This window comes from Parafrankia sp. BMG5.11, assembly GCF_004337455.1.
In genome coordinates this window covers 161,993-188,627 of the sequence record NZ_SJXI01000037.1, presented here as the reverse complement: position 1 = coordinate 188,627, position 26,635 = coordinate 161,993, and the positions used below count along the sequence as shown (strand labels likewise).

General features: G+C 72.1%; 25 protein-coding genes. 11 read left to right on the top strand and 14 right to left on the bottom strand.

Features of this window, described 5'->3' with window-relative positions; genetic code table 11:
- Positions 1–92 precede the first annotated feature (92 nt).
- The 3 genes from E0504_RS26000 to E0504_RS25990 are packed head-to-tail and all read right to left on the bottom strand — an operon-like array spanning position 93 to position 3,127.
- Positions 93–860: an SDR family NAD(P)-dependent oxidoreductase gene (locus tag E0504_RS26000; protein ID WP_071059944.1), complete on the bottom strand. Its 768-nt coding sequence runs from the start codon at positions 858–860 to the stop codon at positions 93–95.
- A gap of 30 nt (positions 861–890) precedes the next feature.
- Positions 891–1,934 (bottom strand): phosphotransferase family protein, encoded by a 1,044-nt coding sequence (locus E0504_RS25995; protein ID WP_112107885.1) that lies wholly within the window; start codon positions 1,932–1,934, stop codon positions 891–893.
- On the bottom strand, positions 1,931–3,127 hold the full coding sequence (locus E0504_RS25990; protein ID WP_112107884.1) for an acyl-CoA dehydrogenase family protein: 1,197 nt from the start codon (positions 3,125–3,127) through the stop codon (positions 1,931–1,933). The genes E0504_RS25995 and E0504_RS25990 overlap by 4 nt, the downstream gene beginning before the upstream one ends.
- Before the next feature lie 158 nt (positions 3,128–3,285).
- On the opposite strand from E0504_RS25990, the gene E0504_RS25985 reads away from it, so the two are divergent.
- From E0504_RS25985 to E0504_RS25965, 5 genes are all read left to right on the top strand, one after another.
- Entirely contained in the window at positions 3,286–3,867 is a 582-nt protein-coding gene (locus E0504_RS25985) for a TetR/AcrR family transcriptional regulator (protein ID WP_112107908.1), read from the top strand.
- Between the two features lie 55 nt (positions 3,868–3,922).
- A complete protein-coding gene (locus tag E0504_RS51395) occupies positions 3,923–4,849 on the top strand; it encodes a hypothetical protein (protein ID WP_200835393.1) in 927 nt (308 codons plus the stop codon).
- 48 nt (positions 4,850–4,897) lie between these two features.
- Positions 4,898–5,737, top strand: a complete 840-nt coding sequence (locus E0504_RS25975) for a patatin-like phospholipase family protein (RefSeq protein ID WP_112107883.1) — start codon at positions 4,898–4,900, stop codon at positions 5,735–5,737.
- A 178-nt stretch (positions 5,738–5,915) separates the two neighbouring features.
- Positions 5,916–6,800 carry a pyridoxamine 5'-phosphate oxidase family protein gene (locus tag E0504_RS25970; RefSeq protein WP_112107882.1) on the top strand — a complete coding sequence of 295 codons (885 nt, stop codon included), beginning with the start codon at positions 5,916–5,918 and terminating at the stop codon, positions 6,798–6,800.
- 306 nt (positions 6,801–7,106) lie between these two features.
- Positions 7,107–7,589, top strand: a complete 483-nt coding sequence (locus E0504_RS25965; protein ID WP_071067033.1) for a PaaI family thioesterase — start codon at positions 7,107–7,109, stop codon at positions 7,587–7,589.
- On the opposite strand, the gene E0504_RS25960 is transcribed toward E0504_RS25965, so the two are convergent.
- A complete protein-coding gene (locus tag E0504_RS25960; protein ID WP_112107881.1) occupies positions 7,570–8,763 on the bottom strand; it encodes a winged helix DNA-binding domain-containing protein in 1,194 nt (397 codons plus the stop codon). The two genes, E0504_RS25965 and E0504_RS25960, sit on opposite strands and share 20 nt — an antisense overlap.
- 493 nt (positions 8,764–9,256) lie before the next feature.
- Between E0504_RS25960 and E0504_RS25955 the strand changes: the two genes are divergently transcribed.
- Genes E0504_RS25955 through E0504_RS25940 form a run of 4 tightly spaced genes read left to right on the top strand, consistent with a single transcriptional unit; the run spans position 9,257 to position 13,610 of the window.
- On the top strand, positions 9,257–10,600 hold the full coding sequence (locus tag E0504_RS25955; protein ID WP_112107880.1) for an ABC transporter substrate-binding protein: 1,344 nt from the start codon (positions 9,257–9,259) through the stop codon (positions 10,598–10,600).
- A 2-nt stretch (positions 10,601–10,602) separates the two neighbouring features.
- A complete protein-coding gene (locus tag E0504_RS25950) occupies positions 10,603–11,547 on the top strand; it encodes a carbohydrate ABC transporter permease (protein WP_071067026.1) in 945 nt (314 codons plus the stop codon).
- Positions 11,534–12,391: a carbohydrate ABC transporter permease gene (locus E0504_RS25945; RefSeq protein WP_071067025.1), complete on the top strand. Its 858-nt coding sequence runs from the start codon at positions 11,534–11,536 to the stop codon at positions 12,389–12,391. Before E0504_RS25950 ends, E0504_RS25945 begins: the two co-directional genes overlap by 14 nt.
- Positions 12,392–12,395: 4 nt before the next feature.
- Positions 12,396–13,610: an ABC transporter ATP-binding protein gene (locus tag E0504_RS25940; RefSeq protein ID WP_243657620.1), complete on the top strand. Its 1,215-nt coding sequence runs from the start codon at positions 12,396–12,398 to the stop codon at positions 13,608–13,610.
- Between the two features lie 70 nt (positions 13,611–13,680).
- Here the strand turns inward: E0504_RS25940 and E0504_RS25935 are convergent, their stop codons facing one another.
- A complete protein-coding gene (locus E0504_RS25935) occupies positions 13,681–14,940 on the bottom strand; it encodes a cytochrome P450 (RefSeq protein WP_112107877.1) in 1,260 nt (419 codons plus the stop codon).
- A 575-nt stretch (positions 14,941–15,515) separates the two neighbouring features.
- Here E0504_RS25935 and E0504_RS25925 point away from each other — a divergent pair.
- On the top strand, positions 15,516–16,331 hold the full coding sequence (locus E0504_RS25925; RefSeq protein ID WP_112107876.1) for an alpha/beta fold hydrolase: 816 nt from the start codon (positions 15,516–15,518) through the stop codon (positions 16,329–16,331).
- Between the two features lie 72 nt (positions 16,332–16,403).
- On the opposite strand, the gene E0504_RS25920 is transcribed toward E0504_RS25925, so the two are convergent.
- From E0504_RS25920 to E0504_RS25890, 7 genes are all read right to left on the bottom strand, one after another.
- Positions 16,404–17,639 (bottom strand): cytochrome P450, encoded by a 1,236-nt coding sequence (locus E0504_RS25920; protein ID WP_112107875.1) that lies wholly within the window; start codon positions 17,637–17,639, stop codon positions 16,404–16,406.
- Positions 17,636–18,109, bottom strand: a complete 474-nt coding sequence (locus E0504_RS25915) for a PaaI family thioesterase (protein WP_112107874.1) — start codon at positions 18,107–18,109, stop codon at positions 17,636–17,638. Before E0504_RS25915 ends, E0504_RS25920 begins: the two co-directional genes overlap by 4 nt.
- Position 18,110: 1 nt before the next feature.
- On the bottom strand, positions 18,111–19,976 hold the full coding sequence (locus E0504_RS25910) for a fatty acyl-AMP ligase (protein WP_243657619.1): 1,866 nt from the start codon (positions 19,974–19,976) through the stop codon (positions 18,111–18,113).
- A 76-nt stretch (positions 19,977–20,052) separates the two neighbouring features.
- A complete protein-coding gene (locus E0504_RS25905) occupies positions 20,053–21,456 on the bottom strand; it encodes a cytochrome P450 (protein WP_243657618.1) in 1,404 nt (467 codons plus the stop codon).
- Positions 21,453–22,364 carry a cyclopropane-fatty-acyl-phospholipid synthase family protein gene (locus E0504_RS25900; RefSeq protein WP_112108598.1) on the bottom strand — a complete coding sequence of 304 codons (912 nt, stop codon included), beginning with the start codon at positions 22,362–22,364 and terminating at the stop codon, positions 21,453–21,455. The genes E0504_RS25905 and E0504_RS25900 overlap by 4 nt, the downstream gene beginning before the upstream one ends.
- Before the next feature lie 2 nt (positions 22,365–22,366).
- A complete protein-coding gene (locus E0504_RS25895) occupies positions 22,367–22,630 on the bottom strand; it encodes an acyl carrier protein (RefSeq protein ID WP_071067018.1) in 264 nt (87 codons plus the stop codon).
- A 43-nt stretch (positions 22,631–22,673) separates the two neighbouring features.
- On the bottom strand, positions 22,674–23,684 hold the full coding sequence (locus E0504_RS25890) for an acyl-CoA desaturase (protein WP_200835459.1): 1,011 nt from the start codon (positions 23,682–23,684) through the stop codon (positions 22,674–22,676).
- Between the two features lie 150 nt (positions 23,685–23,834).
- On the opposite strand from E0504_RS25890, the gene E0504_RS25885 reads away from it, so the two are divergent.
- Positions 23,835–24,485 (top strand): NUDIX hydrolase, encoded by a 651-nt coding sequence (locus E0504_RS25885; protein ID WP_243657617.1) that lies wholly within the window; start codon positions 23,835–23,837, stop codon positions 24,483–24,485.
- A 104-nt stretch (positions 24,486–24,589) separates the two neighbouring features.
- Here E0504_RS25885 and E0504_RS25880 read toward each other — a convergent pair whose 3' ends face one another.
- Both E0504_RS25880 and E0504_RS25875 read right to left on the bottom strand, forming a co-directional pair.
- A complete protein-coding gene (locus E0504_RS25880; RefSeq protein ID WP_071067016.1) occupies positions 24,590–25,360 on the bottom strand; it encodes an SDR family oxidoreductase in 771 nt (256 codons plus the stop codon).
- 55 nt (positions 25,361–25,415) lie between these two features.
- Positions 25,416–26,276, bottom strand: a complete 861-nt coding sequence (locus E0504_RS25875) for an SDR family NAD(P)-dependent oxidoreductase (RefSeq protein WP_165938607.1) — start codon at positions 26,274–26,276, stop codon at positions 25,416–25,418.
- Positions 26,277–26,635: the final 359 nt, after the last annotated feature.

The window sequence follows — 26,635 nt, the reverse complement described above, 5'->3', positions numbered from 1 at the left end:
TGTGTGGCGGTCTGATGAGTCTATGGACACGCCCACCCGCCACACTTCGCCGACGCCGGTCTGGTCCCGGCCAGCTGGCTGGGGGTGGGGGTTCAGTGGCCGGACATGCCGCCGTCCACCGCGAGCGTTGATCCCGTGATGTAGGAGGCTCCCGGACCGGCCAGGAAGACCACCGCCGCGTCCAGCTCGTGCTGCTCGCCGAGCCGGCGCAGCGGGCTGGTGTTGCCGATGAACGTCATCAGCTTGTCTGGTGGGATCTGTGCCGTCATCTCGGAGGCGAAGTATCCCGGGGCGATGGCGTTCACCCGGATCCCCCGGCGGCCCGACCACTGCTGCGCCAGGTCCCGGGTCAGCCCGATCAGCCCGGCCTTGCTGGCGGCGTAGGCGGCCTGCGGTGCGTAGGACTTGATGAGCCCGAGAACACTGGCGATGTTGATGATGCTCGAGCCCGGCTCCATCACCCGGGCGCACGCCTGCGCCGCCCAGTAGGCGCCGTTGAGATTGACGTCGATGACCCGCCGGAACTCCTCCGGCCGCTCGTGGAGGGCGGGTACCGCGGTGCCGACTCCGGCGTTGTTGACCAGGATGTCGATCCGGCCGAACTCGGCGACCGCCGCCTCGGCGAGGGCGGTGCACTGCTCCGGGTCACTGACGTCGGTGGTGACCGTGAGCGCCCGCCGTCCCGTCCCGCGCACGTCCCGCACGACCTCCTCGAGGCGGTCGGCGCGGCGGGCGGCGAGCACGACGTCCGCGCCGGCCTGGCCGAGCGCGCGGGCGAAGCCGACGCCGAGCCCCGAGCTGGCGCCGGTGACGACGGCGACCCTGCCGTCCAGCCGGAACAGGTCCAGCACGTTGGTCATGGTGTCTCCAGGGTCACGGTCTCTCCCAGGTCAAGGTGTCTCCAGGTTTCCGCTCAGGGCGCGCAGCCCGGCCGCGGCGAGTGGTGCCGTCGCCTCGCCGACGGAGTCGAACCCGGCGCCGCGGGTCACGCCCTGCTCGAACCGGTAGTGGATGCCCTCCGCGATCACCGCCACCTTGAAGTAACCGAGTGCGAGGTAGAACGGGAAGTTGCTCAGGTCCCGGCCGGTGATCTCGGCGTAGCGGTTGGTCAGCTCGCTCGCGGCCGGCAGGCGCGGACTGGTGGACGCCGCCGAGCCGCCCAGCACCGGCGCGAACGCCGGATCGGAGTAGGCGATGTGCACCCCCAGGTCGGCGATCGGGTCGCCCAGGGTGGCCATCTCCCAGTCGACGACCGCCCGCACCGCCGCCGGTTCGCCCGGAGTCAGGATGACGTTGTCGATCCGGAAGTCGCCGTGCACGATCGACGCGCCGCTCTCCACCGGGTGTGCCTCGGCGAGCCTGGCGTACAGGGCGTCGACGTCGGGCAGGGCGCGGGTGCGGATCCGCTGCCACTGGTCGTTCCACCGCCGTACCTGGCGGCCGAGATAGCCCTGCGCGCGGCCGAAGGCGCTCAGCCCGACCCCGTCCGGGTCGACGGAGTGCAGCCGCGCCAGCACGTCGATCAGGGCGTGGGCGCAGCGGTCGATGTCGATCTGGGGGAGCGCGTGCAGCTCCTCCTCGGTGCGGATGACCGGGCCGGGAACGTACTCGACCACGGAGAACGGCACGCCCAGCGGGTCGCCCTCGCTGTGGGCGACCGCGCGGGGGACGGGGACCACGCTGTCGGACAGGGCCGACACCACGCGGTGCTCGCGGAGCACGTCGTGGGCCGACGGGGTGAGCCCACCCAGCGGCGGTCGCCGCAGCACCCAGCGGGTCGTCCCGTCGGTGAGCAGGTACGTGAGGTTCGAGCGGCCGCCCGACAGCCGCTCGGCCGTCAGCTCGCCGCGGAAACCGGGGACCCGTTCGGCGAAGAACCGGTCGAGCGCCGGCAGGTCCAGCCCCTCGACGGCGGTTCTCGTCGGGCGCCTCATCGGGCGGCCGTGGCCGCGGCGTGCTGCCTGATCGCGCGGCGCGCGATCGCCCAGCGATGGGTCTCGGACGGGCCGTCGTAGATCCGGAACGGGCGCACCTCGCGCAGGAACCGGCTCAGCGGGACGTCCCCGGACACCCCGAGCGCACCGCAGATCTGCAGGGACCGGTCCACCACCCGCCACACCGCCTCGGCGCAGAACGTCTTGCCGATCGACGTGGCCTGCGCGGCCGAACGGCCCTGGTCGAGCTCCCAGCAGGCCCGCAGGATGAGGCCCCGGGAGGCGGCGATGTCGATCTCGTTGTCGGCGATCATCTGCTGGACCATGCCCAGCTCGCCCAGCCGCGAGCCGAACAGCTCACGCTCGTTGGCACGCCGGATCGCGATGTCGTTGGCGTGCCGGGCGATGCCCAGCCAGCGCATGCAGTGCGTCATCCGGGCCGGGCCGAGCCGGACCTGCGCGTTGCGGAAGCCCGCGTCGACCTGGCCGAGCACGGCGTCGTCGGGCACCTCGCAGTCCTCGAAGAGCAGCTCGACGTGGCCACCGAACAGGCTCTGGTCGAGCGTCTCGATGTGTCGCACCGTCTTCATGCCGGGGTTGTCCGCGTCGACCAGGAACATCGTCGCGCCGCCCGCGTCCCCGGGGCTGCCCGAGGTGCGGGCCATGCAGATCGTGACCGCCGCCCCGTCGCCGCCCGTGATGAACCACTTGCGCCCGTTGATCCGCCAGCCCCCGTGGACCCGCTCGGCACGGGTGGCCAGCGCGCTGGGGTCCGACCCGGCGCCGGGGGCGGGCTCCGTCATCGCGAAGCAGGACCGGATCTCGCCGGCCGCGAGGGGGCGCAGGTAGCGCTCCTTCTGCGGGCCGGAGGCGACGGCCTCCAGCAGGTGCATGTTGCCTTCGTCGGGGGCGGCGATGTTCAGCGCGAGCGGGCCGAGCAGCGCGTACCCGGCCTCTTCGAACACGGCGGCCCGACCGCGCATGTCCAGCCCGTGGCCGCCGTACCCGGTGCTGACGTGCGGGGCGAACACGCCCGCCTTCCGCGCGGCGTCCTGCAGCTCGCGCCGCACCGCCTCGGAGGGGACCGGGTCCCGATGCCGCTCCTCGACCGGAAGCACCACGTCACGGACGAACCGCGCGGTGCGCTCGGCGAGGTCGGCGACCGCCGGCTCGGGCGCGAGGTCAACCACCATCGGATCTCCTGGCTGCCGCAGGGGCTAATGACTATTAGCCGGATGCTAGCTACGACTTTGTTCTGGCCGCAAGTGATCCTGGCTATGATGCGACGTGATGGTGGCCAGGCTTGGCTATCACCTGTTAGCGATCGGGGAGGGACGTGGCGGGAAAGGACGTGGTCCGGCCCAGTTCGGCGCGGTCCGCGCAGATCCGCGCCGCCGCGCTCGACCTGTTCACGCGCTCCGGCTACGAGGCCACGACGATGGCCGACCTCGGTGCCGCCGTGGGCATGCGCGGGCCCAGCCTGTACAAGCACGTCGCGTCCAAGCAGGACGTCCTCGAGCAGATCATGACCGGCACGATGGAGGCGCTCCTGGCCGCGCACCGGGCGGCCGTCGCGACCACGGCGGACCCGGTGGAACGGCTGCGGCGCGCCACGGAGGCGCATGTCCGGTACCACGCGCGGCACCGGCTGGAGGCGTTCGTCGGGAACCGCGAGATCCGCAGCCTCACCCAGCCCAACCGCGAGCGTGTGCTGGGCCTGCGCGCGGAGTACGAGCGGTGCTTCCGGGACCTCATCGAGGCCGGCCTGCGGGCGGGGCGGTTCCAGGTGGAGTCCGCGAGGCTGGCCTCGTACGCGATCCTCGACCTGGGGATGGGCGTCGCGGTGTGGTTCCGCGATGACGGCGAGCTGACCGAGGACGCCGTGGTCTGGCAGTTCAGCCAGTTCGCCCTGCGCATCGTGGGCGCATCGTAGGCGCGGCCGGCTTCGGCCAGCGATCAGGCGTGCGGGTTCCGGCGGTAGCGTCGACGTGGTGATTTCCCTCCCGGACCGGCCGGCGGTGCCTGACCCCGCGCTTCCCGTCGCGGCGATCGACGCCGCCGTGCGCGCGCTCGACGTGAACGACGCGCGCAACGGGATCGGGCCCCAGGAGGGCCTGGCGCTGCGGGTCCTGAAGCTGGTCGAGGAGTGCGGGGAGGCGAGCGCCGCCCTGATCGGTCTGCGCGGCCAGAACCCGCGCAAGCCGCGCTCCTCCGAACAGGATCTGGTGGACGAGCTTCTCGACGTCGCGCTCAGCGCCCTGGTCACGGCGGCGTCCCTGACCGGCTCCTGGGCCGAGCGGTTCGGCGACCAGGTGCTGACCAAGACGTCGCGGCTGGTCGCGGTGGTACCAGGAGGGCTGGCGGCGGCGTCACCGGCACCGGGCACGGTGCCACCGGCGGCGCCGGCCGTGGCGCCGGGTGTCGACCCCGGTGGTGATCCTGGTGGTGATCCCGGCCGGCCGGCTGGCCGCGGACGCGGCATCCCCACCGCGCCGTCCGTCATGGCGATGGTGCGGGAGTTCCACGGCGCGCTGGGTGACGACCTGCCGGGCTCGCCGCGTCTCCAGGACGCGGCGACCCGCCGGCTGCGGCGCGAGTTCCTGGCCGAGGAGGCCGCGGAGGCCGTCGCCGCCGACGAGAACGGCGACCTCGTCGGCCTCGCCCAGGAGCTGGCCGACGTCGTGTACGTCGCCTACGGCACGGCCGCCCGGTACGGGATCCCGCTGGACGCGGTCCTCGCCGAGATCCACCGCGCGAACCTGACGAAGGAGGCGCATCCCGCCGGCGGCAAGGCGGTCAAGGGCCCGACGTTCCGACCGGCGGACGTCGCCGCTGTCATGGGCTTCACACCTGCGGCACCCGCGGAGGTCGGTGGGCCGGCCGGGCGAGCCGTCGACGAGCGCGCCGAGCCGTAGCCGGCGGGCCTTGACCTGAACCCGACTTCAGCCCCGACGCTGATCGGCATGACCTTCTCCGATGGTGCGGCGGTCGTCCTGGGGCCGGGTGGGCTGGTCGGCACGGCCTGGCTGCTCGGGCTGGCAGCCGGCCTGCGTCGTGGCGGCGTGGACCTCGCCGACGCCGATCTGATCGTGGGAACCTCCGCGGGTGCGATCGTGGGGGCGGTCCTGGCCACCGGCGGTGGCCCCGAGCGCCTCTCCGCCCTGCCCGATCCGAGCCCCGACCCGACCGCTCCGCGGACCCGCCCGGACCCCGGCCTGATGGGCGAGGTGTTCGCGATCCTCGCCGATCAGGCCGATCCGGAGCGGGTCCGTCGCGTCGGCCGGATCGCGCTCACCGCCCCGACCATTCCCGAGGACGTGCACGTCGCCCGGATGGCGTGGCTGATCGGAGCCCACGACTGGCCGGACCGGCGGCTGCTGATCACCGCGGTGGACGTCGAGACCGGCCGGCCCGTCGTCTGGGACCGCGCCAGCGGCGTCCCGTTGGCCTCCGCCGTGGCGGCCAGCTGCGCCATGCCCGCCGCCTACCCGCCGGTGACCATCGAGGGCCGGCGCTACATGGACGGCGCGCTGGGCGGCGGATCCAACATCCACCTCGCTGACGGCGCCGACCCGGTCGTGGTCATCGAACCGGGGGCTCCCAGGCCCGGGTCCGCCGTGCCGGCCGCCGTGTCGCCCGTGGCGGTCGCCGTGCGGCCCGCGCCCGCCGTCGTGCGGATCGCCCCCGACGAGGCCGCGCGGAACAGCTTCGGCTCCGACCTGGGTGACCGGAGCCGTTGGCGGCCGGTCTACCAGGCCGGGGTGAACCAGGCCCGGACGGCCGCCGGACTCATCCGCCGGTGAAGTCGAGCGAGTTCCGTAGGCCTCCCGCTACCGTCATCTGACGGTTCCCCGTAGGCGGCGTCGGCGGGACGATCGGTGGTGTGGAGCATTCGGCTGCCGAGCGGGGCGCGACCGAGGGCCGATTGTCCGTCTCCCGGCGGCGTAGTCGGCATTCGACAGACCGCGAGGTGACGTTCCGATGACAGCCGACCCGGCTCGGGGTTTCCATGACGGCGAACTGGCGGTGCAGCAGCGGGCTGGTGTCGCCCGGGAGGCGGCTCGGCTCGCGGGCATGCTCGGGCCCACCCGGTTGCGCCCCGGCTCGACCGCTTTCCTGGCAGGTCTGCGGCTGGCGGCGCTGACCGCGCGCGACCGCGCCGGAACGCTGTGGATCTCGGTCCTGACGGGTCCACCGGGATTCCTCGACGGTGCCGGGGAGCTGCTGCGGATCCGCGCGGCTCCGGTGCCCGGCGACCCGTTGTCCGACCTCGGCGCGGACCAGCCGGTCGGGATCGTGGCGATCGATCCACAGGCGCGGCGCCGAATGCGCGTCAACGGCACGTTGATCTCGGCCCGTCCCGGGAGCCTGGTGGTCGAGGTCGGCGAGGCCTACGGCAACTGCCCGCAGTACATCCAGGAGCGCACGATCGGCACGGGGCCGACCCGCCGGACCGAGCACCCGGCTCCGCTGGTCGGTGATCGGCTCGACGAGTCGGCCACCCGGATCGTGCGCGCGGCCGACACCTTCTTCCTCGGCACCATCCATCCGGAACGCGGTGCCGACGCGTCACACCGCGGTGGCCCGGCCGGGTTCGTCCAGGTCGCCGGAGGCGACCTGGCGTGGCCCGACTACCCCGGCAACAACATGTTCAACAGTCTCGGCAACCTGCAGGTCGACGACACGGCCGCGCTGGCCTTCGTCGACTTCGGCACGGGCGACACCGTGCAGCTCTCGGGCCGCGCGCATGTGGAATGGGCGGACCCCGGCCCGGCGGACGACGACGGCGGAACCGGCCGGCGCGTGGTCTTCACCGTCTCCCGGGTGGTCTCGGGCGGCCCGCCGTTGCCGATCCGCGCCGCCTGACCCGCCCCGGTCCGTGCGGACCGGGGCGGAGTCGTCGACCGGGAGCCCGTCGACCTGATCGTGTCACGGGGGCGAGGCGTGGCTGGGAAGCAATTTCCAACTCAGACGGTCTGGGTGGCTAGGCTCCTGCTCATGCCACCCGCCGCGCCCAACGAGCCCGCGTCTGAGCCCGAGCCCGTGTCTGTGTCTGTGTCTGTGTCCGAGCCTGTGTCCGAGCCCGCACCCCGGTCCGCCGGTGCACCGGCGGAGCCCGTCGCCGCGCCGCCGGGCGCGGACCCCAGGTGGGGCGACCTGCGCCGCAAGACCGTGACCTGGTACGACCCGGCCGCCAGCGCGCGGTCGAGCCTGACCATGTCCGGCCTGGAGTTCCTGCGGGCGATGGTCGACGGCACCGTCCCGCCTCCGCCGATCTCACGAGTCTTCGACTTCCGCCCGGTCACGGCGGAGGTCGGCGACGTGGTCTTCACCTGTGAGCCGGACGAGTCCGCGTACAACCCGATCGGGCTCGTCCACGGCGGTCTCGTCTGCACCCTTCTCGACACCGCGGCGGGCTGCGCGGTGCACACGACACTGGCGGTCGGTGTCGCGTACACCTCTCTTGAGATCAAGGTCAACTACGTCCGCCCTGTCCAGGTTCTCCCCGGCCGGGTGAACACACTGACCGTGCACGGATGGGTCACCCGTCCCGGCCGCCGGGCGGCATTCGCGGAGGGCGACGTCCGCGACGCGCAGGGCCGAGTCGTGGCCACCGCGAGCAGCACCTGCCTCGTCATGGGCGCCGGGAGCTGACGGAAGCCTGTTGGCCGGCCGGGCGCAGGAACCGTTCGACGTCGGCGGCCTCGGAACGCAGCGCCTGGGTGACGGCAGGGGAGAGCGGGGCGAAGGCAGTCAGCTCGACCCGCCCGGCGCGGACGGCCCACGTGCCGGCCGCCCGGCCGTCGACCAGGGCGAACGGGCGGAAGATGCCGTTGGACGTGACGATGCCGCGGTGCGGCCCGACGATCCAGTCCCGCGACTCCCAGCCAAGCAGGACCGGGTCGAACTGACCGAGCAGCCTCGGTGGCGGCATCCGGCCTGCGCCGGCCACATCGGTGGCGCCGTCACCGCCCGCTACGCCCGCCACGGCCGCCGCGCCTGCCCCGGCCGGGCCGGCCGCGGGGGCTGCCGGCCCGAGGCCAGGTGGGCACCGAAGCTGCGCGCGGCCGTCGTCGCGGTCGGCCAGGTCCGCGGCGATCGCGGCCAGCCCGCGGCGGGCGTCGCCCAGGGGCAGCCCGGCCCAGCGGGCGAGATCGCGGTCGGTGGCCGGGCCGTGGCCCGCCAGGTACCGCCGGGCCAGCTCGGCCAGCGTGTCGTCGCGCTCGCGGGGCTCCGGCGGCGGGCCCAGCCAGTCGCGGACGAGCACGTAAGCCTGCTCGCCGCCGGCCACCGGGCCGCGCACGACCAGGCCGCGCACCGACGCCTCGATGAGGATGTAGATCAGCGCCTGCCCGTCCACCGGTACGCCGGCACCGCGGAGACGCTCGCGCAGCGCGTCGCGGCCCAGCGGCCCGTCGGCGGCCAGCGCCCGCTCGACGACCGAGACGCCCCTCTCGGCCTGGGCGGGGGAGACGCCCTCCTCGGTGAACCGACGCCGGATCTGGGCCTGCATCCGCGGGGCGGTCAGCGGGTGCAGCCACCAGTAGTCCTCGGCCCGGACGAGGTGCAGCGTCCCCCGGTTCAGCCAGGTGACGACGAGCGAGCGGTCGGTGGTCAGGGCCTCGTCGACGTCGGCGGCGTGGGAGCCGGCCACCCGTGATCTGATCGCCAGCCGCATGCCGCGCGGGTCCTGCGCCTGAACCGCGAGGAGATGCGCCACCGTGTCGACGGCCGTGCACCACGCCGTGCCCGCGAGCCCCTGCGCGGCCAGCCGGGCGGCGGCGACCGCGGGCGCCACCTCGTCCGGCGCCGTGTCCCGACCTGCCATCCCGTCAGCCTGCCAGGTCCGCGTAGTAACCGAGCCAGCCGCCAGCCGCCAGCCGCCCGCGGCTGGCGGCTGGCGGCTGTCATCAAATCGACCCGGTTTGTTCATCCGACGTTTATCGGCGTATTGGCCGGATGGTTTAGAGGCCGACGCCGATTGGAATACGTGATGATCGGATTCGAAGTTACGTTTGCGATCGGGAATCCGCGGTAGCACGATTGCTCGCGGCGGCCCGAACAGCCCGATTCGGGTCCGGTGCGCAGGGGGCGGGGGAACGGGCATTGGTTCCGTTCCCAGGGGTCCGCCTGCCTGCCTGCTCGGGGGGACCGGCCGTCATGCTCCACCTGGACCTCGGGAATCGCGGTGACATCCCGCCGCCGGACGCGGATCGGAAGGCGGGCCGGCACGGTTCTCCCCGACGATTCCACCAGTGCGTTGCGCTGGCCTCACGCACATCGGTGACACGGGTGTGCACGAACCTCGGAAAGGTAACAGTATGACAGGCCGGACAGGGCGCGTGCGTGGTCGGCGGCTGATTCCCGCATTGCTCGCCGCGGTTTCGGTGTTCGCCGCGGCGGCGTGTGGCAGCAGCGACGGCGACTCGGGCACCGAGAACGCCGCGGGGGCGCTGGCCCCGCTGGACAGCGCGACCAAGGTCACCATCAAGTTCCTCTCCTACAACTACGGCACCCCCGGGCTGGGCGGCACGGGGACGCAGGCCCTCATCGACGCGTTCGAGAAGGCCCACCCCAACATCACCATCGAGCCGCAGGGCGTGGCGACCAAGGACGTCCTGACCCGGCTGCGCACCGACACCGCCGCGGGCAGCCCGCCGGACGTCGCGCAGATCGGCTGGAGCAAGATGGCCGAGGCCGTGCAGGCCCTGCCGATCGTGCCCGTCCAGGAGATCCCGCCGACGGCGGAGTGGGACGAGCACGTCGCCGGGATGTCGAAGAGCATCCTCTCGGCCGTCTCGGTCGACGACCAGGTGAAGGCGATGCCTTACACCATGTCGATCCCGGTCCTCTACTACAACGCCGACCTCTTCCGGGCCGCCGGGCTCGACCCGGCCAAGCCGCCGACGACGATCGAGGAGGTCAAGAAGGCCGGGCTGGCCATCAAGGGCACCGGGTCCGAGGGCGTCTACTACGGTGTCGTGGACTCCGCGAAGTCCGACTTCCTCACCCAGTCCGTGGTGAACGGCAACGGCGGCAGCCTGGTCGACGCCAACGGCGAGGTCACCCTCGACAAGCCGGCGGCGGTCGGCGCACTCACGGGGATCCAGGACCTGGTCAAGTCCGGGGCGATGCCCGCGGTGAACACCGAGACGGCGCTGGCCGCCTTCACCACCGGCAAACTCGGCATGCTCGTCACCAGCACCTCCGTCCTCGCCAGCGCGATGAAGGCCGCCACCGGCAAGTTCGAGCTGCGGACCGCAGGCTTCCCGACCTTCGGCTCGAAGCCCGCCCGGCCCACCTACTCGGGCGCGGGTCTCGCGGTGCTGGCCAAGGACGACGTCCACAAGCGGGCGGCCTGGGAGTTCATCAAGTTCGTCACGAGCGACGCCGGCTTCGAGATCATCACCTCCAAGATCGGCTACCTGCCGCTGCGCGAGTCCGTCGCCACCAAGCTGGAGGACTCGGCGATCGTGAAGCTCCTCGCCCCGTCGCTGGAGCAGCTCGACACCGTCGCGCCGTACACCGCCTTCCGCGGCACGAAGGCGAACCAGGCGGTCGTCGCGCTGCAGGACGAGGCGGTCGAACCGATCGTGCTGCGGGGCGCGGACCCGGGGCCGACGCTCACCTCGGTCGCCGAGAAGATCCGGAAGCTCAGCGCCTGACGATGACCACCCTCGAGGCCGGCGCCTCGACGCTCGACGCGCGGGGGCACGCGAACAGGCGTGTCCCCGCCGCCGCCGTCCGCGCCCGACTGACGCCCTGGGCCTACCAGGCCCCGGTCCTGATCTCCCTGCTCGTCTTCGTGTACGGCCCGCTGGTGTTCACCATGGTGCTCAGCCTCCTGGACTGGGACCTGGTGTCGCCGGACAGGACGTTCGTCGGCGTGGACAACTACCGCCGCCTGGTGGAGGAACCGGAGTTCCCGCACGCGCTCGCGCGGACAGGGCTCTACGTCCTGGCGCTGCTGCCGTTCGCCACGATCGTCCCCATGGCGCTGGCGATCATGCTGTGGAAGCGGCCCGGGCGGGCCAGCGACAACTACCGGTCGCTGCTGTTCCTGCCGGTCGTCCTGGCCCCGGTCGCGACGGCGCTGTCCTGGCGGTTCGTGCTCGACCCGCTCGGCGGCGTGGCGAACCACGTCTTCGGCGCCGTCGGCCTGCCCGAGCAGGACTGGCTCGGCGATCCCGACACCGCCATCTGGGCGATCTCGCTGATCACGTCCAGCCGGTTCGTCGCGCTGAACATCCTGCTGTACGGCGCGGCGCTGGCCGCGCTCGACCGCCGCGCGTTCGACGCCGCCCGCATCGACGGCGCCACCGAGTGGGAGATCACCCGGCATCTGGTGGTCCCCCAGCTGGTCAACACGACCGTCCTGCTGTCGTTTCTCTGCGTGGTCTTCGCGGGCCAGTGGACCTTCACCAACGTCGCCGTGCTGACCCAGGGCGGCCCGGACGCCAGCACCGACAACATCTACTACCGCCTGTACACCTACGCGTTCACCTTCTTCGACGCCGGGACGGGAGCCGCCGCCGCGGTCCTGATCGTGCTGATCCTCACCGCGCTGTTCGGACTGTCGACCCTGCTGAGGAGGCGCCGTGCCCTCGGGTAGCCGCGCACTGACCGGAAGCCGCGCCCTGTCCGGTGGCCGGGGCGCGACGGTGGGCCGGCACGCGGTGCTGCTGCTGGCCGCGTTCGTCATGCTGTTCCCGCTGCTGTGGGCGCTGTCCGCGTCGTTCAAGCCCGGCACCGACATCTACAACGCGAACCCGCTGCCGTTCCCGGGCACGCTGGACAACTACCGGTACGCCCTGCGGGAGTTCCCGCTCTGGCGGCTGCTGGTCAACACCTTCGTCACCGCGATCGGCGTGACCCTGCTGCACCTGGTCGCCGGGGTGCTCGCGGCCTGGTCGTTCGTGCGCTTCGCCCACCGGGGCCAGCGGCTGGTGCTGGGCCTGGTCACGGTCGCCCTCGTCGTCCCCCCGCAGTCGCTGATCATCCCGCACTTCCTGATGATCACCCGGCTGGACCTGCGGGACAGCTTCGTCGGCCTGATCGTCCCGCAGCTCGCGACCTGCGCGCTCGCCGTCCTGCTGCTGCGCGAGCACATCCGGGCGATACCGCCGACGCTGATCGCCGCCGCCACTCTTGACGGCGCGACGCACGGCGAGACGCTGCGGCAGATCGTGCTGCCGCTGCTGCGCCCCGCCCTCGGCGCGGTCGGGATCGTCGTGTTCATCACGACGTGGAACGAGTACCTGTGGCCCTCGCTGGCCGCGCCCAGTCCGGAGCACACCACGATCCAGATGGGGCTCCAGCTCTTCGAGACCACAGAGGGGCCCGAGCACGGCCCGATGCTCGCCGCGGCGATGCTCGCGACGCTCCCGGTCGCCGCCGCGTATGTCCTGGCGTCCCGGCGGATAGCCGACGCCTTCCTCCAGGCCGGATTGCGGTAGCCAGTTGACGACTGAGACCCCCCCGATGACTGCCGGCGTCACCACGGACGGCGGCACCGCGAATGACCTCACCCCGGACGGCGCCGGAGTCCTGCTCGACGGCGTCACGAAGCGCTACGGCCGCCAGACCGTCCTCGACGTGCCGCGACTGCAGGTCCCGCACCGCTCGTTCACCGTGCTCGTCGGGCCGTCGGGCTGCGGCAAGTCCACCGGGCTGCGGGTCGTCGCCGGCCTGGAGACCCCGGACACGGGCCGGGTCGTGATCGGCGGTGTGGACGTCACGGACGTCGCGCCGGGACGGCGCGGGGTCTCGATGGTCTTCCAGGACTTCGCGCTCTACCCGCACCTGACCGTCGAGCAGAACATCTCGTTCAGCCTGCGGCTCGAGGCCCGCCACGACCGGCGCAACGGGCCGAGCAAGGCCGACATCGCCCGCCGGGTCGCCGAGGCGTGCGCGATGCTGGGCCTGGAGAAGCTGCGCGGACGCCGGCCGGCTCAGCTCTCCGGCGGCGAGCGCCAGCGCGTCGGACTGGCCCGCGCGGTCGTCCGTCGCCCCTCGGTGCTGCTGCTCGACGAGCCGCTGTCCGCCCTGGACGCCCAGCTGCGCCAGCACGCGCGCGCCGAGCTCGTCCGGCTGCACCGGGAACTCGGCAACACCGTGGTCCTGGTGACGCACGACCAGCTCGAGGCACTGTCGATGGGCACGAACCTGGTGGTGATGAACGGCGGGAAGGTCGTCCAGTCCGGCACGCCCGGTGAGGTCTACCGGCGCCCGGCGGACACCTTCGTCGCCGGCTTCGTCGGCAGCCCGGCGATGAACCTGCACGACGTGCGGGCGGGCACGCATCCCGCCGGGACCGAGCTGACCGCGCCCGGCCTGCGCGTGGTGATCCCCGGCGACGGGCTGCCGGCCGAGGCCCGGCTCGGGTGGCGTCCCGGGGACGGGGTCCTCGAGCGGCTGCCGGACGCCGGAGCGGCCGCCGGTGGCGAGCCGACCGGGCCGGGGCTGCACGCCGACGGCGTGGTCGACGTCGTCGAGTTCACCGGCGACGCCGTCGTCGTGCACTGCGCCGGGGAGCTCGGCCGCTGGGCGGTGGCCGTCCGGGCGGGCGTCGACCAGCCGGCCGTCGGCGACCGGGTGCGGACCAGGGTCGCGGCCGCGCATCTCCACCTGTTCGACGCGACCACCGGCCGGCGCATCGACGATCCCACCGCCTGAGTGCGGGTCACGCCGTGCCGCGGCCGGACGGCGTTCGTGCCGTCCGGCCGGGCGACGAGGACGTAGGCTCCTATCGCCACACCACCGGCACGGCGGACGGTCCCCGCTCGTACATCCCGATGACGCGCGGGGTCTCGGCATGAGAATCGAGGCGCAGACCGGGTAGGCGGTCGAGCAGCGCGGAGACCGCGGTGTGGATCTCCGCGCGGGCCACGTGCATGCCCAGGCAGATGTGCGGTCCGCCACCGAAGCCGAGATGCGGACCCGCCGGGCGGGTGGGATCGAACTCGTCCGGACGCTCCCAGCGCGCGGGATCGCGGTTGGCCGCGCCGAAGCACAGATGTACGACCGACCCGGCGGGGATCGCGACCTCACGCAGCGTCGTGTCCACTCTCGCGAAACGCGAGAACATCGGGTCCGTGGGCGTCCAGCGGATGGCCTCGTCGATTGCCGGGCGCAGGAGCGCGCGGTCCGCGCGTACGGCTTCCAGCCAGGTGGGACGGGTCAGCAGGGTGAGGAGCGTGATGCCCATCTGCTTCCACGTCGAACCGGAGCCGGCGGTCAGCAGCAGAAACGCGAATCCCAGGATCTCCTCGTCGGCGAGGGTGTGGCGCTCGCCGTCCTCATCCGTGATTTCCGCCTGCGCGAGAACGCTGATCAGGTCGTCCTGCGGATCACGGCGACGAGCCGCGACGATGGGCATCACGATGTCGACGAACGCGTCGGGGCTGCGCCCGTCCGAGGTCGCCGCCGCCTTTATGCGCAACGCGTCGGCGGCGCCGACACCGAAGCTGCCGCAGATGGTGAGCAGCGGAATGGCGGCACAGAACTCGACGTTGAGGTCGGCCCGGCCGGCGGCCTCGAAGGTGTCGATGAGCATGTGCACGGTGGATCTGATCCACCGGTCGATCCACCAGCCAGCCTGCTTGGGCACGAACGACGGCTGGACGAGCGCCCGGTAGCGGCGGTGCCGCGCGCCGTCCATGAAGAGCAGAACAGTCTCGCTCCGCTCGTTCTCGAAGCCCGGGATGGCCGGCGCCGAGGCGAAGGTCCCAGTGTCCCGAAGCACCGCCTGGCAGGTGGCGTAGTCGAAGACAGAGAAGTGCGGCAGCTCCGGATAGGGCAGGCCCGGGAAGAACGCGTCGCCGTGGAATCCGACCAGAGGACCGACGATGCCGGGGTGCACCGGGCCGGTCTCGCGCAGCCGGTGGAACTCCGGGTAGATGTCGCCCTCGAACGCCCCGCCGCGGGCGGCGTACACCTCACTACGGAGATCGAACAGCTCGCGGATCCGTCGAGGGTCCAGGGCCGAGGCGTCGCGCGTCACCATGTCAGCCTCGCTCGGATAAGACGATCCGAGTGCGGGATTCCATCATCTGACCGCCAAATCATCTGACCGCCAATTGTCAGTGACAATAGCCGTCAGTGACAATAGCCGGATAGCGAGGTTTGCCGCAAGAGTACTTCACGATCCGTCGATGGGTACGGCTTTCGGACGACGGGACGGTGTTCGGTGTTCGGTGTTCCGGTGCCGGCGTCGCCGGAACGTTGACGCGGGCCGCGTACCCACCACCGGTCAGCAGGGCACACACCTCGTCGCCGACGGCCGGCCCGCCCGCGTCGGTGGCCGCGCCGATGGCGGAGACCCGGCCGGCGCACTCCGGGTCGAGGATGTCGCTCGCGCCGGGCGGCGCGCGGGATCGGCCACCTCCGACCAGGACGTCACTTCGGGGTTACCGGGAACGCTTACCGGAATCGCTTTGCGGGAAATATCCTAATCTTTTCGATCTTATTTTTCCGTATATTAACTGAATGTTTTTCGGATGTCGTGGAGAATATCGGGGCGGGTAGCCTGGGTGCCCGCTTCCTGGCGTGGGACAAGATCTCAAGAAGGAGCGGAGCGCTGTGTCGACCATCGATGTCCGGGGCGTGTCGATCTCTTATGGAGATACCGGTTCTCCAGCAGGTCGGCCGGATGCGCCGACGATTGTGTTCGGGCACGGCCTGCTGTTCGGCGGCTGGGTGTTCCGCGCGCAGGTCGCGGCGCTGCGCGAGCACTACCGCTGCGTCACCCTTGACTGGCGCGGCCAGGGTGACACACCGCCGACCCCCGGCGGGTACGACATGGACACCCTCACCGCCGACGCGGTCGCCGTGATCCAGCGGCTCGGCCTCGCGCCCGTGCACTGGGTGGGACTGTCCATGGGCGGCTTCGTCGGCCTGCGGATCGCGGCCCGCCACGGCGAGCTGCTGCGGTCGCTGACGCTGCTCGACTCGAGCGCCGATGCCGAGGAGCCGACCGAGGCCGGTGCCTACCGGCGCCTGGCCCTGGTGGCTCGGCTGGTCGGCGTCCGGCCGGTCCTCGGCCGGGTCCGTCCGACCATGTTCGGCCCCTCCTTCCTCGCGGACCCGGACGGCCGGCCCGTCGTCGCGGAGTGGGCCGGCCGGCTTGGCCGAGTCGACCGCTCCGCCCTGCGCAAGGCGGTGCTCGGGGTGGCCGACCGCCCGCCCGTCGACCACGAGATCCCCGGCATCGCGGTGCCCACGCTCGTCGTCGTCGGCGCCGACGACGTGGCCACCCCGCCCGAACGGGCCGAGCGGATGGCGGCCCGTATCCCCGGCGCCCGGCTCGAGGTCGTCGCCGACTGCGGACACACCAGCCCGTTGGAGCAGCCCGACGTCATCACCGGCCTGCTGCGCGGGTTCGTCGCCGGGGCGTGATCCCACCGTTCCAGGGCGCCGCCGGCCCGTGACGCCGGCGGCGGCCCGGAACGCCGCCGGCCCGAGACGCCGTTACCGGACGGCGACCGTCAGCGAGGCCGGGCCGCGGACGTTGATCCGGCCGTTCCAGCGGACGTCCTCGAGCACCGGCGCGGGGAATCGCCCGACGAAGCGGGAGATGGCCACCCGGGCCTCCAACCGGGCCAGCGCCGCGCCCACACAGTGGTGGATCCCGGCGCCGAAGGACACGTGCCGGTGCGCGTCGGCGCGGTCGAGGCGGACCTCGTCGGCGTCCGGGCCCCAGAAGTCGGGATCCCGGTTGGCCGCCGCGAGACACACCGTCACGAACACGCCGGGCGGGATCTCCGTGCCACGCACGGACAGCGGCTCCAGGGTGATCCGCCGCATCAGGTGCACCGGGCTGTCGTAGCGCAGCAGCTCCTCCACCGCGTTCCCGGCGAGCTCGGGCTCGTCGCGCAGCCGGCGCATCTGGTCGGGGTGGCGCAGCAGCGTGAGGATCCCGCCCGCGACGAGGTTCACCGTCGTCTCGTGGCCGGCGACGTACAGCAGCATGACCTGCGCGACCAGCTCCTCCGCGCTGAGGACGTCACCGTCGTGCTCCGCGCCGATGAGCGCGGTCAGCAGGTCGTCGCCGGGGTTGTCACGTTTCCAGTCGGTCACCGTGCGCATGATGGCGGCCACCTCGTCGTTCGCCGCCCGGATCTCGGCCTGCAGCCCCGGGTCGGGCAGCGGCTCGAGGGCCCGCACCATCGTCCCGGTCAGCTCGCGGAGCCTGCCGTGCTCCATCACCGGGATGCCCAGCAGCTCGGAGATCACGGTGAACGGGAGCGGGAAGGCCAGCTCCGCGACGAGGTCGACCCGGCCCGCCTCGGCCATCCGGTCGAGAGCGTCGTCGACGATGCGTTCGATCCGCCCTTCGAGCGCGTCGACGGCGCGCCGGGTGAACGCCTTCGTCACCAGCCGGCGCAGCCTGGTGTGGTTCGGTGGATCCTGGTCGAGCATGGACAGGCCGTGCATGAGCCGGTTCTGCTTGCCCAGGGTCCGCGACTCGCTTTTCCACTCCGGAAGCTCGGTGATGTGCCGTTCGTCGACGGAATGCCCGGAGCGCTGGATTCTCGCCACATCCTCGTACCGGGAGATAATCCAGAATCCCAGCGGGTGCCGGTGAGCCGGCGCGTTTTCGCGCAGCTGGGCATAGCGCGGGTAGGGGTCCTCGGCGAAGCCGTCGGCGAACGGATTGAAGACGTACTGCCCGCTGGTGGCCCGCGGGGTTCGGGTGTCGGTCACCGGTCGGCGCCCCTCCTCGGGTCGGGGACCCTGATGTTGCGCAGAGTGACGAATGCGGTCGCGCACAGCGTCTCGACCTCCCGGCCGCGGGCGGTCGAGCTGTAGACGTCGGCGGCGGCGACGCTGATGGTCGGCCCCGCCTTGATGACGCGCCCGCGCGCGACGATCCGCTCCCCGCGCGCGGGGGCCACGATCTTGACCGTGTAGTCGATGGTCATGTTGGCCCAGCCGGCCGGCAGCAGCGTGCCGGCCGCGCACCCGCCGGCGAAGTCCGCCAGCGCTCCCAGCACGCCGCCCTGGACGAACCCGTCATGCTGGGTCAGCTCCGCACGGTACGGCTGGACGAGCTCGGCCTCGCCCGGCGCCAGCCTGCCGACCTGGAAGCCGAGGTGCCGGGCTGCCGGCATGCTCAGGACCGCGTCCGTCACGGCCCGCTCGAAATCGGGGTTCGGCGCTCGTGGCGAGTCCATTTCAGGTCCTCTCGCGCGGGTTGTCGGTGCTGGGAGACGGGCCGGTGGCCGGGTCGGTGGACGGGCTGGTCGACGGCGTCCAGCGGTCGAAGGCGTCCCGCAGGTAGCGGCGTCGGGCCGCGGCTCGCATGATCTTTCCGCTGGTCGTCTTCTGGAGCCGGCCCGGCAGCGTCAGCACGAGATCCCCGACGGAGACCTGGTGCTCACGCACCACCGCGGCCCGGATGGCCCCGGCGACCTCACCCGGGTCGGCCCGCCGCCGGAACTCGCCCCTGACCTCCTGGACGATGACGAGCCTCTCCCGGTCGGCACCCGGAACGGAGAACGCGGCACACCCGCCCGGCCGCAGCGCGGGATGCGCGGACTGCGCGGTGTGCTCGAGGTCCTGGGGGTAGTAGTTCCGACCCCGGATGATCACGAGGTCCTTCAGTCGTCCCACGACGAACAGCTCGTCGTCGACCACCAGGCCGAGGTCCCCCGTGCGCAGGTAGCCGCGGCCAGGATCGTCGGCGTGCTCGGCGTGGAAGGTCTCGGTGCTCTCCCGCGGGCGGTCCCAGTAGCCCCGCGCGACATGGTCCCCGGCCACCCAGATCTCCCCGATCCGGTCCGGTGGGAGAGATCGTCCCGTCCGCGGGTCCACGATCCGCAGCGCGCCGTCCCGGGGGAGGACCCCGGAACCGACCAGGGTGCTGCCGCGGCCCGCGGGCACCGGCGTGTAGCGGCCCTCACGCAGGTCCTCGGTGGCCGCCTCGATCACCCGCGCCCCGCGGCCCTTCTCGCTGCCGGTCACCAGCAGCGTCGCCTCGGCGAGGCCGTAGCACGGGTAGAGCGCCCGCTCGTCGAACCCGTGCGGCGCGAACGTCTCGGCGAAGCGTCGCAGGGTGTCGTGGCGGACGGGCTCCGCGCCGTTGAAGGCGACCTTCCAGCAGCTGAGATCGAGATCGGGCACCCCGCCCCGGGCAGCGCGGGCCACGCAGGCCTCGAAGGCGAAGTTCGGGCCGCCGCTGGTGTGCGCGCGGTACCGGGAGATCAGCGACAGCCACAGCATCGGCCACCGGACGAAGGCGGTCGGGGACATCAGGACGCAGGTGGCCCCGGCGTACAGCGGCTGCAGCACGTTGCCGATCAGGCCCTGGTCGTGGAAGAACGGAGCCCAGCCGACCACCGTCGAGTCGCGGTCGTGCCCGAAGGCCCGCCGGATCATCTCCTGGTTGGCGGCGAGGTTCCCGTGGGAGACCATGACCCCCTTGGGGTCCGACGTCGAGCCCGACGTGTACTGCAGGAACGCGATGTCGGCGGGATCGAGGTCCATGGGCTCGACGTCCGTGGGGTCGAGGCCCGCGGCGTGGACGTCCACGGTGTGGATGCCCGCGGTGTGGATGCCCGTGGGAGCCGGGCCGGCGGGGATCCGGTCGACGGGGATCCAGGACATCGCGCCGCGCGGCGAGGTCAGGGCGGCCCGGAGCTCGCGGGCCATCGCCTCGAGCGTGAGAACCGCGGCCGGCTCGCAGTTGTCCACGATCCGGCGGGTGGAGTCCTGGACACCGTCCCGGTGCGGCGGGTGGACGGGCACCGCGACCACCCGCGCGTACAGACAGCCGAGGTACGCGACGACGAAGTCCAGGCACTGCGGGAACACCAGCAGCGCCCGGTCACCGGGTTCGCAGGCCCGGGACAGCTCACCGGCCACGGCCAGCGCGCGGGCGTGCAACCCGCCGTAGGTCAGGCGGCCGGTCTCCTCCGCACGCTCGTTCACGAAGACGTACGCCGTCCGCTCCGGTTCGAGCGCGGCACGCCCACGCAGGACGTCGGGAAGCAGCGTTCCCGGCCGCACCGCCGCTGTACCGGGCGTCGTCGTCCGTCGCACCGCCATCCCCTCTCGCCGCGCTCGCTGTGCGCTGGTGGACCGGGCCCGCGTCACCGGCTGGACGTCCCGACGGTCGTCACCGGGACGCCTCCGGGGATGCCGCGCCGGCGGGGCGGGCGGCACCGGCGGCGTGGGGGAGGGCGCGGGGGAGAACGGTGCCGGCGGCGTGCAGAGTCACCGGGAGGTGCCGCAGCCCCCGGACGATGGAGCTGTGGTCCTGCCACTCGAGCTGGTCGGTCCGCGGCTCGATGCTGGTGGTCGCTCCGAAGAGGCACTCGAAGACGACCTGGGCCTGCATCTCGGCGAGGAGACCGCCGAGGCAGCCGTGCATGCCGTGGCCGAAGGCCAGGTGGGCCTTCGGTGCGCGGGTGACGTCGAACTCGTCCGGCCGGTCGAACACGGCCGGGTCGCGGTTCGCGGCGCCGAGACACAGCAGCACCTGGTCGCCGGCCCGGATCCGCCGGCCGTCGACATCCATGTCGCGGGTCGCGACGCGCTTGGTCATCTGCAGCGGGCTGTCGTAGCGCAGCGCCTCGGTGACGGCGTCGCCGGCCAGCTCGGGCGCGCGGTGCAGGCGGGCCGCCTGGTCGGGGTGCCGCAGCAGCGCGAGGAGACCATTGCCCAGCAGCGACTTCGTGGTCTCGTTGCCCGCGACGAAGCACATGATGCAGACGAAGATCAGTTCCTCGGGGGTGAGTGCGTCCCCGCCGGCCGTGCGGGCCGCGAGCAGGCGGCTGATCAGGTCGCCGCCGGGCCGCTGCCGGCGCTCGGCGACGACCCCGTCCAGAGCCCGCGCGAACGTCTCGACGACGTCGCACACGTGCTCGAAGTCGCCGGCCCGCATCAGCCCGGGTTCGAGCAGGAACCGGATGTCGTGCGTCCACGGGCCGACCTGCGCGCGCAGGCCGTCCGGCAGCGCCATCCAGTCGCACATGACCGTGACGGGCAGCGGCGCCGCGAGGTCGGCGATGGCGTCCATGCCGCCGGCGGCCAGGGCGCGCCGCACCAGGCCACCGGCGACCTCCTCGACGCGGGGGCGCAGCGCGGCCACCTCGGTGGCGGTGAACACCCGGTTCACCAGCCCGCGCAGCCGCGCGTGGTCCGGGTTGTCGGTGAACACCAGGGACTTCTCGCCGAGCCGCACCACCCGGTCGACGTTCGCCCGGGCCAGCTGGCCGGCCCGCCGGCTGACCAACTGGGGGATGAGCCCGGCGCTGAACGTGCGGTCCCGCAGGACGCCCTGCACGTCGGCGTGCCGGGTCAGGACCCACATGCCCATCGTGCGGTGGACGGGCTGTGCCTCGCGCATCCGTCGGTACAGCGGATAGGGGTCGCGGCGGAACTCCGCGCCGAAGGGGTTGAAGCGGATCGCCGCCCGCCCTCCGCCGGCGGCGCCCCCGCCGGAGGCCCTGCCGGCGGCGGCTCCGCCAACGGTGGCCGCGGCTTCGTCGACGGCGGCTTCGTGTGCCCGCGGGGTCATCCCCTCGGCACCTCCCCGGCCGCGAAGTAGCGGTCCCGGAAAGGGCGCAGCACGATCCTGAGCAGGCAGATCTTCCCCATCCGGAAGCCGACGGAGGACAGCTTCAGGTAGCGCTCGTACCGGGCGACCACCTCGGGCCCCACCAGCCGGCCCGCCTCCGCGCGCCGCGCGCGCAGGCGGCGGGCCCACCGCTCGCACGTCCAGGCGTAGTCGAGCCGGCCGTTGTGCACCGACTGGATCTCGAAGACGCCCTCGGCCGCGGTCACGATCTCGGTCAGGGTGGGCAGCTCCGCGTTCGGGAAGATCTCCTGCTGCATGAAGCGGCTCGCCTCGGCGCCGGACATGTTCGCGTAGGCGATCGTCTGCAACGACAGCGCGCCCCCGTCGTTCAGCCAGGACCTCGTCCGGGTGAAGAACTCGTGGTAGCGCCGGACCTTCTCGGCCGGCGAGTCCTCGGGCCTGGCGAAATGCTCGAACGCGCCGATCGAGATGATCCCGTCGAAGCGGTCCTCGGGGGAGTAGTGCAGCCAGTCCTCGGTGCGGACGTCCACACCGGGGTGGCCGCGGGAGCGCACGTGGGCCGCCTGCTCCTCGCTGAGGGTGAGGCCGACCGACCGCGCCACCCCACGCTCACCGGACAGCCGCTCCAGGATCGAGCCCCAGCCGCAGCCGATGTCCAGCACGCTCCGCGCGCGGCCCGCGTCGATCGCGTCGAGATGGAACCGCAGCTTGCGCTCCTGGGCGGCCTCCAGGGTGTCGTCCGCCGCCGCCCGGATGGCGCACGAGTAGGTGAGAGACCGGTCCAGCCAGAGTGCGAAGAACTCGTTTCCCACGTCGTAGTGATGGCGGACGGCGGCAGCCGCCTCGGCTGCCTCTGCCCTCCGGTCATTCTCGTCGGTCAGCGTCACGATCAGGTCACCTGCCGTTGCGCCTGTCGCTGCTCGTGCAGGCGTGCCGCGACGGCGTTCAGGCTGGGATTGGCGAAAAGCTCCTCGGCGGCGAGCTCGACGCCGTAACGGTCCTCGACCTCGGTGAGCAGGGATACCGCCAGGGCCGAATCGATGCCCAGCCGATCGAAGTCGGCGTCCAGATCGAGGGTTCCCGCGGGGACCTCGAGAAGTCCGGCCAGGTACTCCCGGCACCATCCCGCGATTTCCGGCTGTGTCGACTCCATTGGTGTCCCCTCCATTTGTATCCCCTCCACTTGTGTCCGCTCCCTATGTCGCCGGGCCGGTCGCCGTCCCGGCGGTTCTCGGCACTCTTCGTGCGGCTATGCGTTCCGTGGACGGAACCTTGAGGTCCCAGGCGAGGCCGCACGCCGCGAGGGTCCTGATGAGCCAGTACCCCGGGTCCAGGTGGTACCAGGCCAGGCCGAAGGAGGGGGATTCCGGAAAGGCATGGTGGTTGTGGTGCCACGACTCGCCCAGGGTCAGCAGCCCGAAGACACCGCCGTTCCTGCTGTTCTCCCGGGAGTCGAAAGCCCGGGTGCCGAACATGTGCAGAAAGGAGTTGATCGACCAGATGATGTGCTCGAGGACGAAGATCCGCACCAGGCCGCCCCAGAGGAACCCGCTCACCGCCCCGGCCCAGCTCCAGTAGACCAGGCCGCCGACGAGCGTCGGGATCAGCAGGCCCAGGAGGACCCAGTAGTCGTAGCGCCGCCCGATCCGGGCCAGCGCGCGGTCTCTCAGCAGGTCGGGAGCGTAGTGGGCGATGTTGGGGTATTCGTGGCGGCGCATCCACAGGAAATGGGAGTGCGCCAGCCCGTGGAGCCGGCCGCGCAGCCCGCCGCCGGCGAGATTGGGGGAGTGCGGATCGCCGGTGCGGTCGCTGCACTCGTGGTGCCGCCGGTGCAGGGCGACCCAGGAGACCATCCCGCCCTGGCCGGCCATCGAGCCCAGAACCGCTAGCACGGCCGAGACGCCGCGCGTTGTCCTGAACGTCCGATGGGTGAACAGCCGGTGATATCCGACGGTGACACCGAGCCCGGTCAGCAGCCACATCGACGCCAGCAGCCCGAGCTCGGTGAAGCCGAACGGGTGCACGGTGAGGAATCCGAGCGCGGCGATGGTGCCAAGAATCGGGATGATGTCGAACAGCAGGAAATGGCGGCGCTGGAGGCGGTGCAGGTAGGGGCTGCTGAGTGTTTTCCGGCGGGGAGCCGGTCTCGCGTCTCCGGTGTCGGCATCGAGGTTGGAAATCCCGGCCGCACGCTGGATGTCTGCCATTTCTGAACCGTGCCTCCTGAGTACCCACTCGAGGTCGTCATTCAGGTGGCGGCAGCGTAACAGCAGACCAGGCGGGTTTTGTAGGCTCCGTCGCGGATACAAATCGCGCGATTGAACTCAGGTCGCCTCGGGAGGTCTGATGATCACGGTGTGGGCGGTTCGGCCGGCGGTTCGGCCGGCGGTTCGGCCGGCGGTTCGGCCGGCGGTTCGGCCGGCGGTTCGGCCGGGGGTTCGACCGGTGAGCCGGTCGGCGGGTCGGTCGTGAGCACCGGTGCGGCCGATCGGCGGTCGACGGCGGGCCGGCCGAAGGCCGGGGTGACCTTTACGTTCCTGGGGTCGGCGGTGGATCCGCCGTTCGCCGCCGTCACCAGCGCGAGCGTCGTCGCGGTGACGCCGGAGGGCGGGCTGGTACTCGCGGATCTGGCCCGCGGCCTCGACCTGCCCGGTGGGCACGTCCGGGCCGACGAGACGTCCGTCGAGCAGACCGTGCGCCGGGAGGCCTGGGAGGAGGCCCGGATCAGGCTCGGCGCGCTGGTGCCCGTCGAGGTCATCCAGTCTGACCTGTTCGGTCCGGATGATCTGACGTACATGGTGGTCCGGGCCGCGATGGTCACCGAGCTCGCTCCCTGGGAGCGCACGCACGAGTCGGCGGGCCGGGTCGTGCTGCCGCCCGCGGAGTTCCTCGCCCGCCGCCCCGGGCGCCGTCCCGAACTCCTGCGGCACCTGGTGACCGCCGGTCTCGCCGCGCTCGGCCGCGCCGCCGGAAACCCGCTGACCGCATTTGCTGACCGTGCGGGCTGACCGCGGCCGCTGACGGCACCCGTGCTGACCGGCGGCGGATCGCTGGCGACCACACCGTCACCGCCGCCGGCCACGGGGCCCACGCCCGCCGGGCTCGAGCGGCGTCAGAACCGTCCCGGGGTGGCGAACGCCCGAACTGCCTCGGCTCGCCCCGGAACCGTGGACCGGTTCACCGCGGTCTCGAGAGACGACTGTCCGCCCGCGATCCACAGCGGACCATTGGCGATGTTGTCCAGGGCTTCCTGGGCGGCTTCGTCGGGCGCCTGAGCGGCGTCGAGGGGATAACCCAGCCGGGCCATCGCCGGAGTGGCCGTGAAGCCGATGCTGAGGTGCAGTACGTCGACTCCGTACTGTTCGCACTCGATCCACAGCGCTTCGCTGAAAATGCGACTGAAGGCCTTCGACCCGCAGTAGGCGGCCAGGGACGGCGCGCCCATGAAGCTGGCGCCCGAGCCGGACAGGATGATCCCCCCGCGCTTGCGCGCGCACATGAGGCCGCCGTAGTGCCGCGCGAACTCGGCCTGACCGAGCACGTTGACGGCTATGACCGACCGGTAGACCGCGGGATCCAACCCGACGAAATCACCGCGGACGCTGTTGGCGCCGGCGTTGTAGATGAGCAGGCCGACCTCGATGTCGTCGGTCACGGTCCGTGTCCGCTCCAGGGCGTCCGGCTCGCTCAGGTCGACGGACAGGATGCGTACCTCCGCGCCGCCCGCGCGCAGGTCATCAGCGAGCACCTGTAAAGGACCGGTCTTGCGGGCCGTGAGGACCAGTCTGAATCCCTGGGCGGCCAGCTTTCGGGCGTAGCTCTCACCGATGCCCTCCGAGCCGCCGACGACCAGCGCCCACGGCCCGTACTTCTCCAGATTCATGATCTTCCCTTTGGTAGCGGTGACCCGGGCGCCCCGGCCGTCCCGTCGCTCCGGTTCAGGTGGTGGTCGTGGGCTGGTCGTCCAGGTCGATCCCGAGCTCCTTGAGTTCACGTTCGGCCCAGAACAGGCGTCCGGTGTATTCCATGGGCTCGGCGCACGAGGCGAAGTAGGCGAGCATGCGGGCGGGGACGTCCATCGGCACGGCCACGCTGTCGTCGAGGCCGGCCTCCTTGACGCGGATGGCGACGAGCTCGGTGGCCACCAGGCCCGGGTGCATGCCGATCACGGCGATGCCCTTCCGGGCGAGCTCGGGGGCGAGGACGTTGCCGAGCCGGTCGAGTGCTCGCTTGCTGGAGTAGTAGCCGGGCACGGCGAGGCTGAACTCGCCGATGTTCTCGAGCTTGGGGAGCTCCTCGGGCTGGCGGAAGACCTCACCGCTGCCGGTGCTGAGGTTGAGGATGCGCCCGCCGCCGCGACGTTCCATGATCGGTGTCACTGACTGTATGAGGGTGAAGGGCGCGTGGAGGTTGACGTCGAACTGGTACAGCCAGTCCTCGCGTGTCAGCTCCAGGAATCTTTTGGACCAGATGTCGCCGGTGGTGGCCGCCGCGTTGTTGATGAGCACGTCGACGCCACCGAACCGCTCGACGGCGGCGTCGACCAGGTGCTGGAGATCCGCCTCGCTGGCTAAGTCGGTCTGCACGGCGATCGCGCTGGCGCCCGTGTTCTCGATCTGCGTCAGTGTCTCGTTCAGGGCGCCGGGCAGGGTTCTGTCCGGCTCGACCGTTCGTGCGGCCAGGACCAGGTTCGCGCCGCGGCGGGCGAACGTCTGGGCTGCCTGCCGGCCGACGCCCCGGCTGGCCCCCGTGATGATCACGACTTTGCCGGTCAGGTCCAGTTCCTTCTGTCGCTGCACGGTGATCCGACCTCCGCTCGCCATTTGAACACTGGTCAAATAGAGGGTAGCGCGGTCCCATCCCCGGGCATCGGCCCGCGGATCTGGCTCCCGGGCGGGTCGACTTGTGTTCATCTGGGGAACAGATGATGAACACCCAGCTCGGCGCGGTCCGTCCGGCCAGGTCGGTGGTGGGATCGGGGAGGACGGCCGGGGCGCCGCGGGATCTCCCGGCCTGCCGCACCCCCGGAGCGGGTACGTCGCGGACAAGGCGGACCGGGAGACAACGCCGACCGGGAGGCGATGCCGCCCGGCAGACAGGCCGCCCGGCAGACAGGCCGCCCGGCAGGCAAGCGGCCCGGGACGTGCCGTATCCGACG

Bases quoted from the DNA above. Each gene is read 5' to 3' on its own strand.
- E0504_RS26000 (WP_071059944.1), bottom strand. From the start codon at position 860: ATGACCAACGTGCTGGACCTGTTCCGGCTGGACGGCAGGGTCGCCGTC.
- E0504_RS25995 (WP_112107885.1), bottom strand. From the start codon at position 1,934: ATGAGGCGCCCGACGAGAACCGCCGTCGAGGGGCTGGACCTGCCGGCG.
- E0504_RS25990 (WP_112107884.1), bottom strand. From the start codon at position 3,127: ATGGTGGTTGACCTCGCGCCCGAGCCGGCGGTCGCCGACCTCGCCGAG.
- E0504_RS25975 (WP_112107883.1), top strand. From the start codon at position 4,898: ATGACCTTCTCCGATGGTGCGGCGGTCGTCCTGGGGCCGGGTGGGCTG.
- E0504_RS25970 (WP_112107882.1), top strand. From the start codon at position 5,916: ATGACAGCCGACCCGGCTCGGGGTTTCCATGACGGCGAACTGGCGGTG.
- E0504_RS25960 (WP_112107881.1), bottom strand. From the start codon at position 8,763: ATGGCAGGTCGGGACACGGCGCCGGACGAGGTGGCGCCCGCGGTCGCC.
- E0504_RS25955 (WP_112107880.1), top strand. From the start codon at position 9,257: ATGACAGGCCGGACAGGGCGCGTGCGTGGTCGGCGGCTGATTCCCGCA.
- E0504_RS25950 (WP_071067026.1), top strand. From the start codon at position 10,603: ATGACCACCCTCGAGGCCGGCGCCTCGACGCTCGACGCGCGGGGGCAC.
- E0504_RS25935 (WP_112107877.1), bottom strand. From the start codon at position 14,940: ATGGTGACGCGCGACGCCTCGGCCCTGGACCCTCGACGGATCCGCGAG.
- E0504_RS25915 (WP_112107874.1), bottom strand. From the start codon at position 18,109: ATGGACTCGCCACGAGCGCCGAACCCCGATTTCGAGCGGGCCGTGACG.
- E0504_RS25905 (WP_243657618.1), bottom strand. From the start codon at position 21,456: ATGACCCCGCGGGCACACGAAGCCGCCGTCGACGAAGCCGCGGCCACC.
- E0504_RS25895 (WP_071067018.1), bottom strand. From the start codon at position 22,630: ATGGAGTCGACACAGCCGGAAATCGCGGGATGGTGCCGGGAGTACCTG.
- E0504_RS25890 (WP_200835459.1), bottom strand. From the start codon at position 23,684: ATGGCAGACATCCAGCGTGCGGCCGGGATTTCCAACCTCGATGCCGAC.
- E0504_RS25880 (WP_071067016.1), bottom strand. From the start codon at position 25,360: ATGAATCTGGAGAAGTACGGGCCGTGGGCGCTGGTCGTCGGCGGCTCG.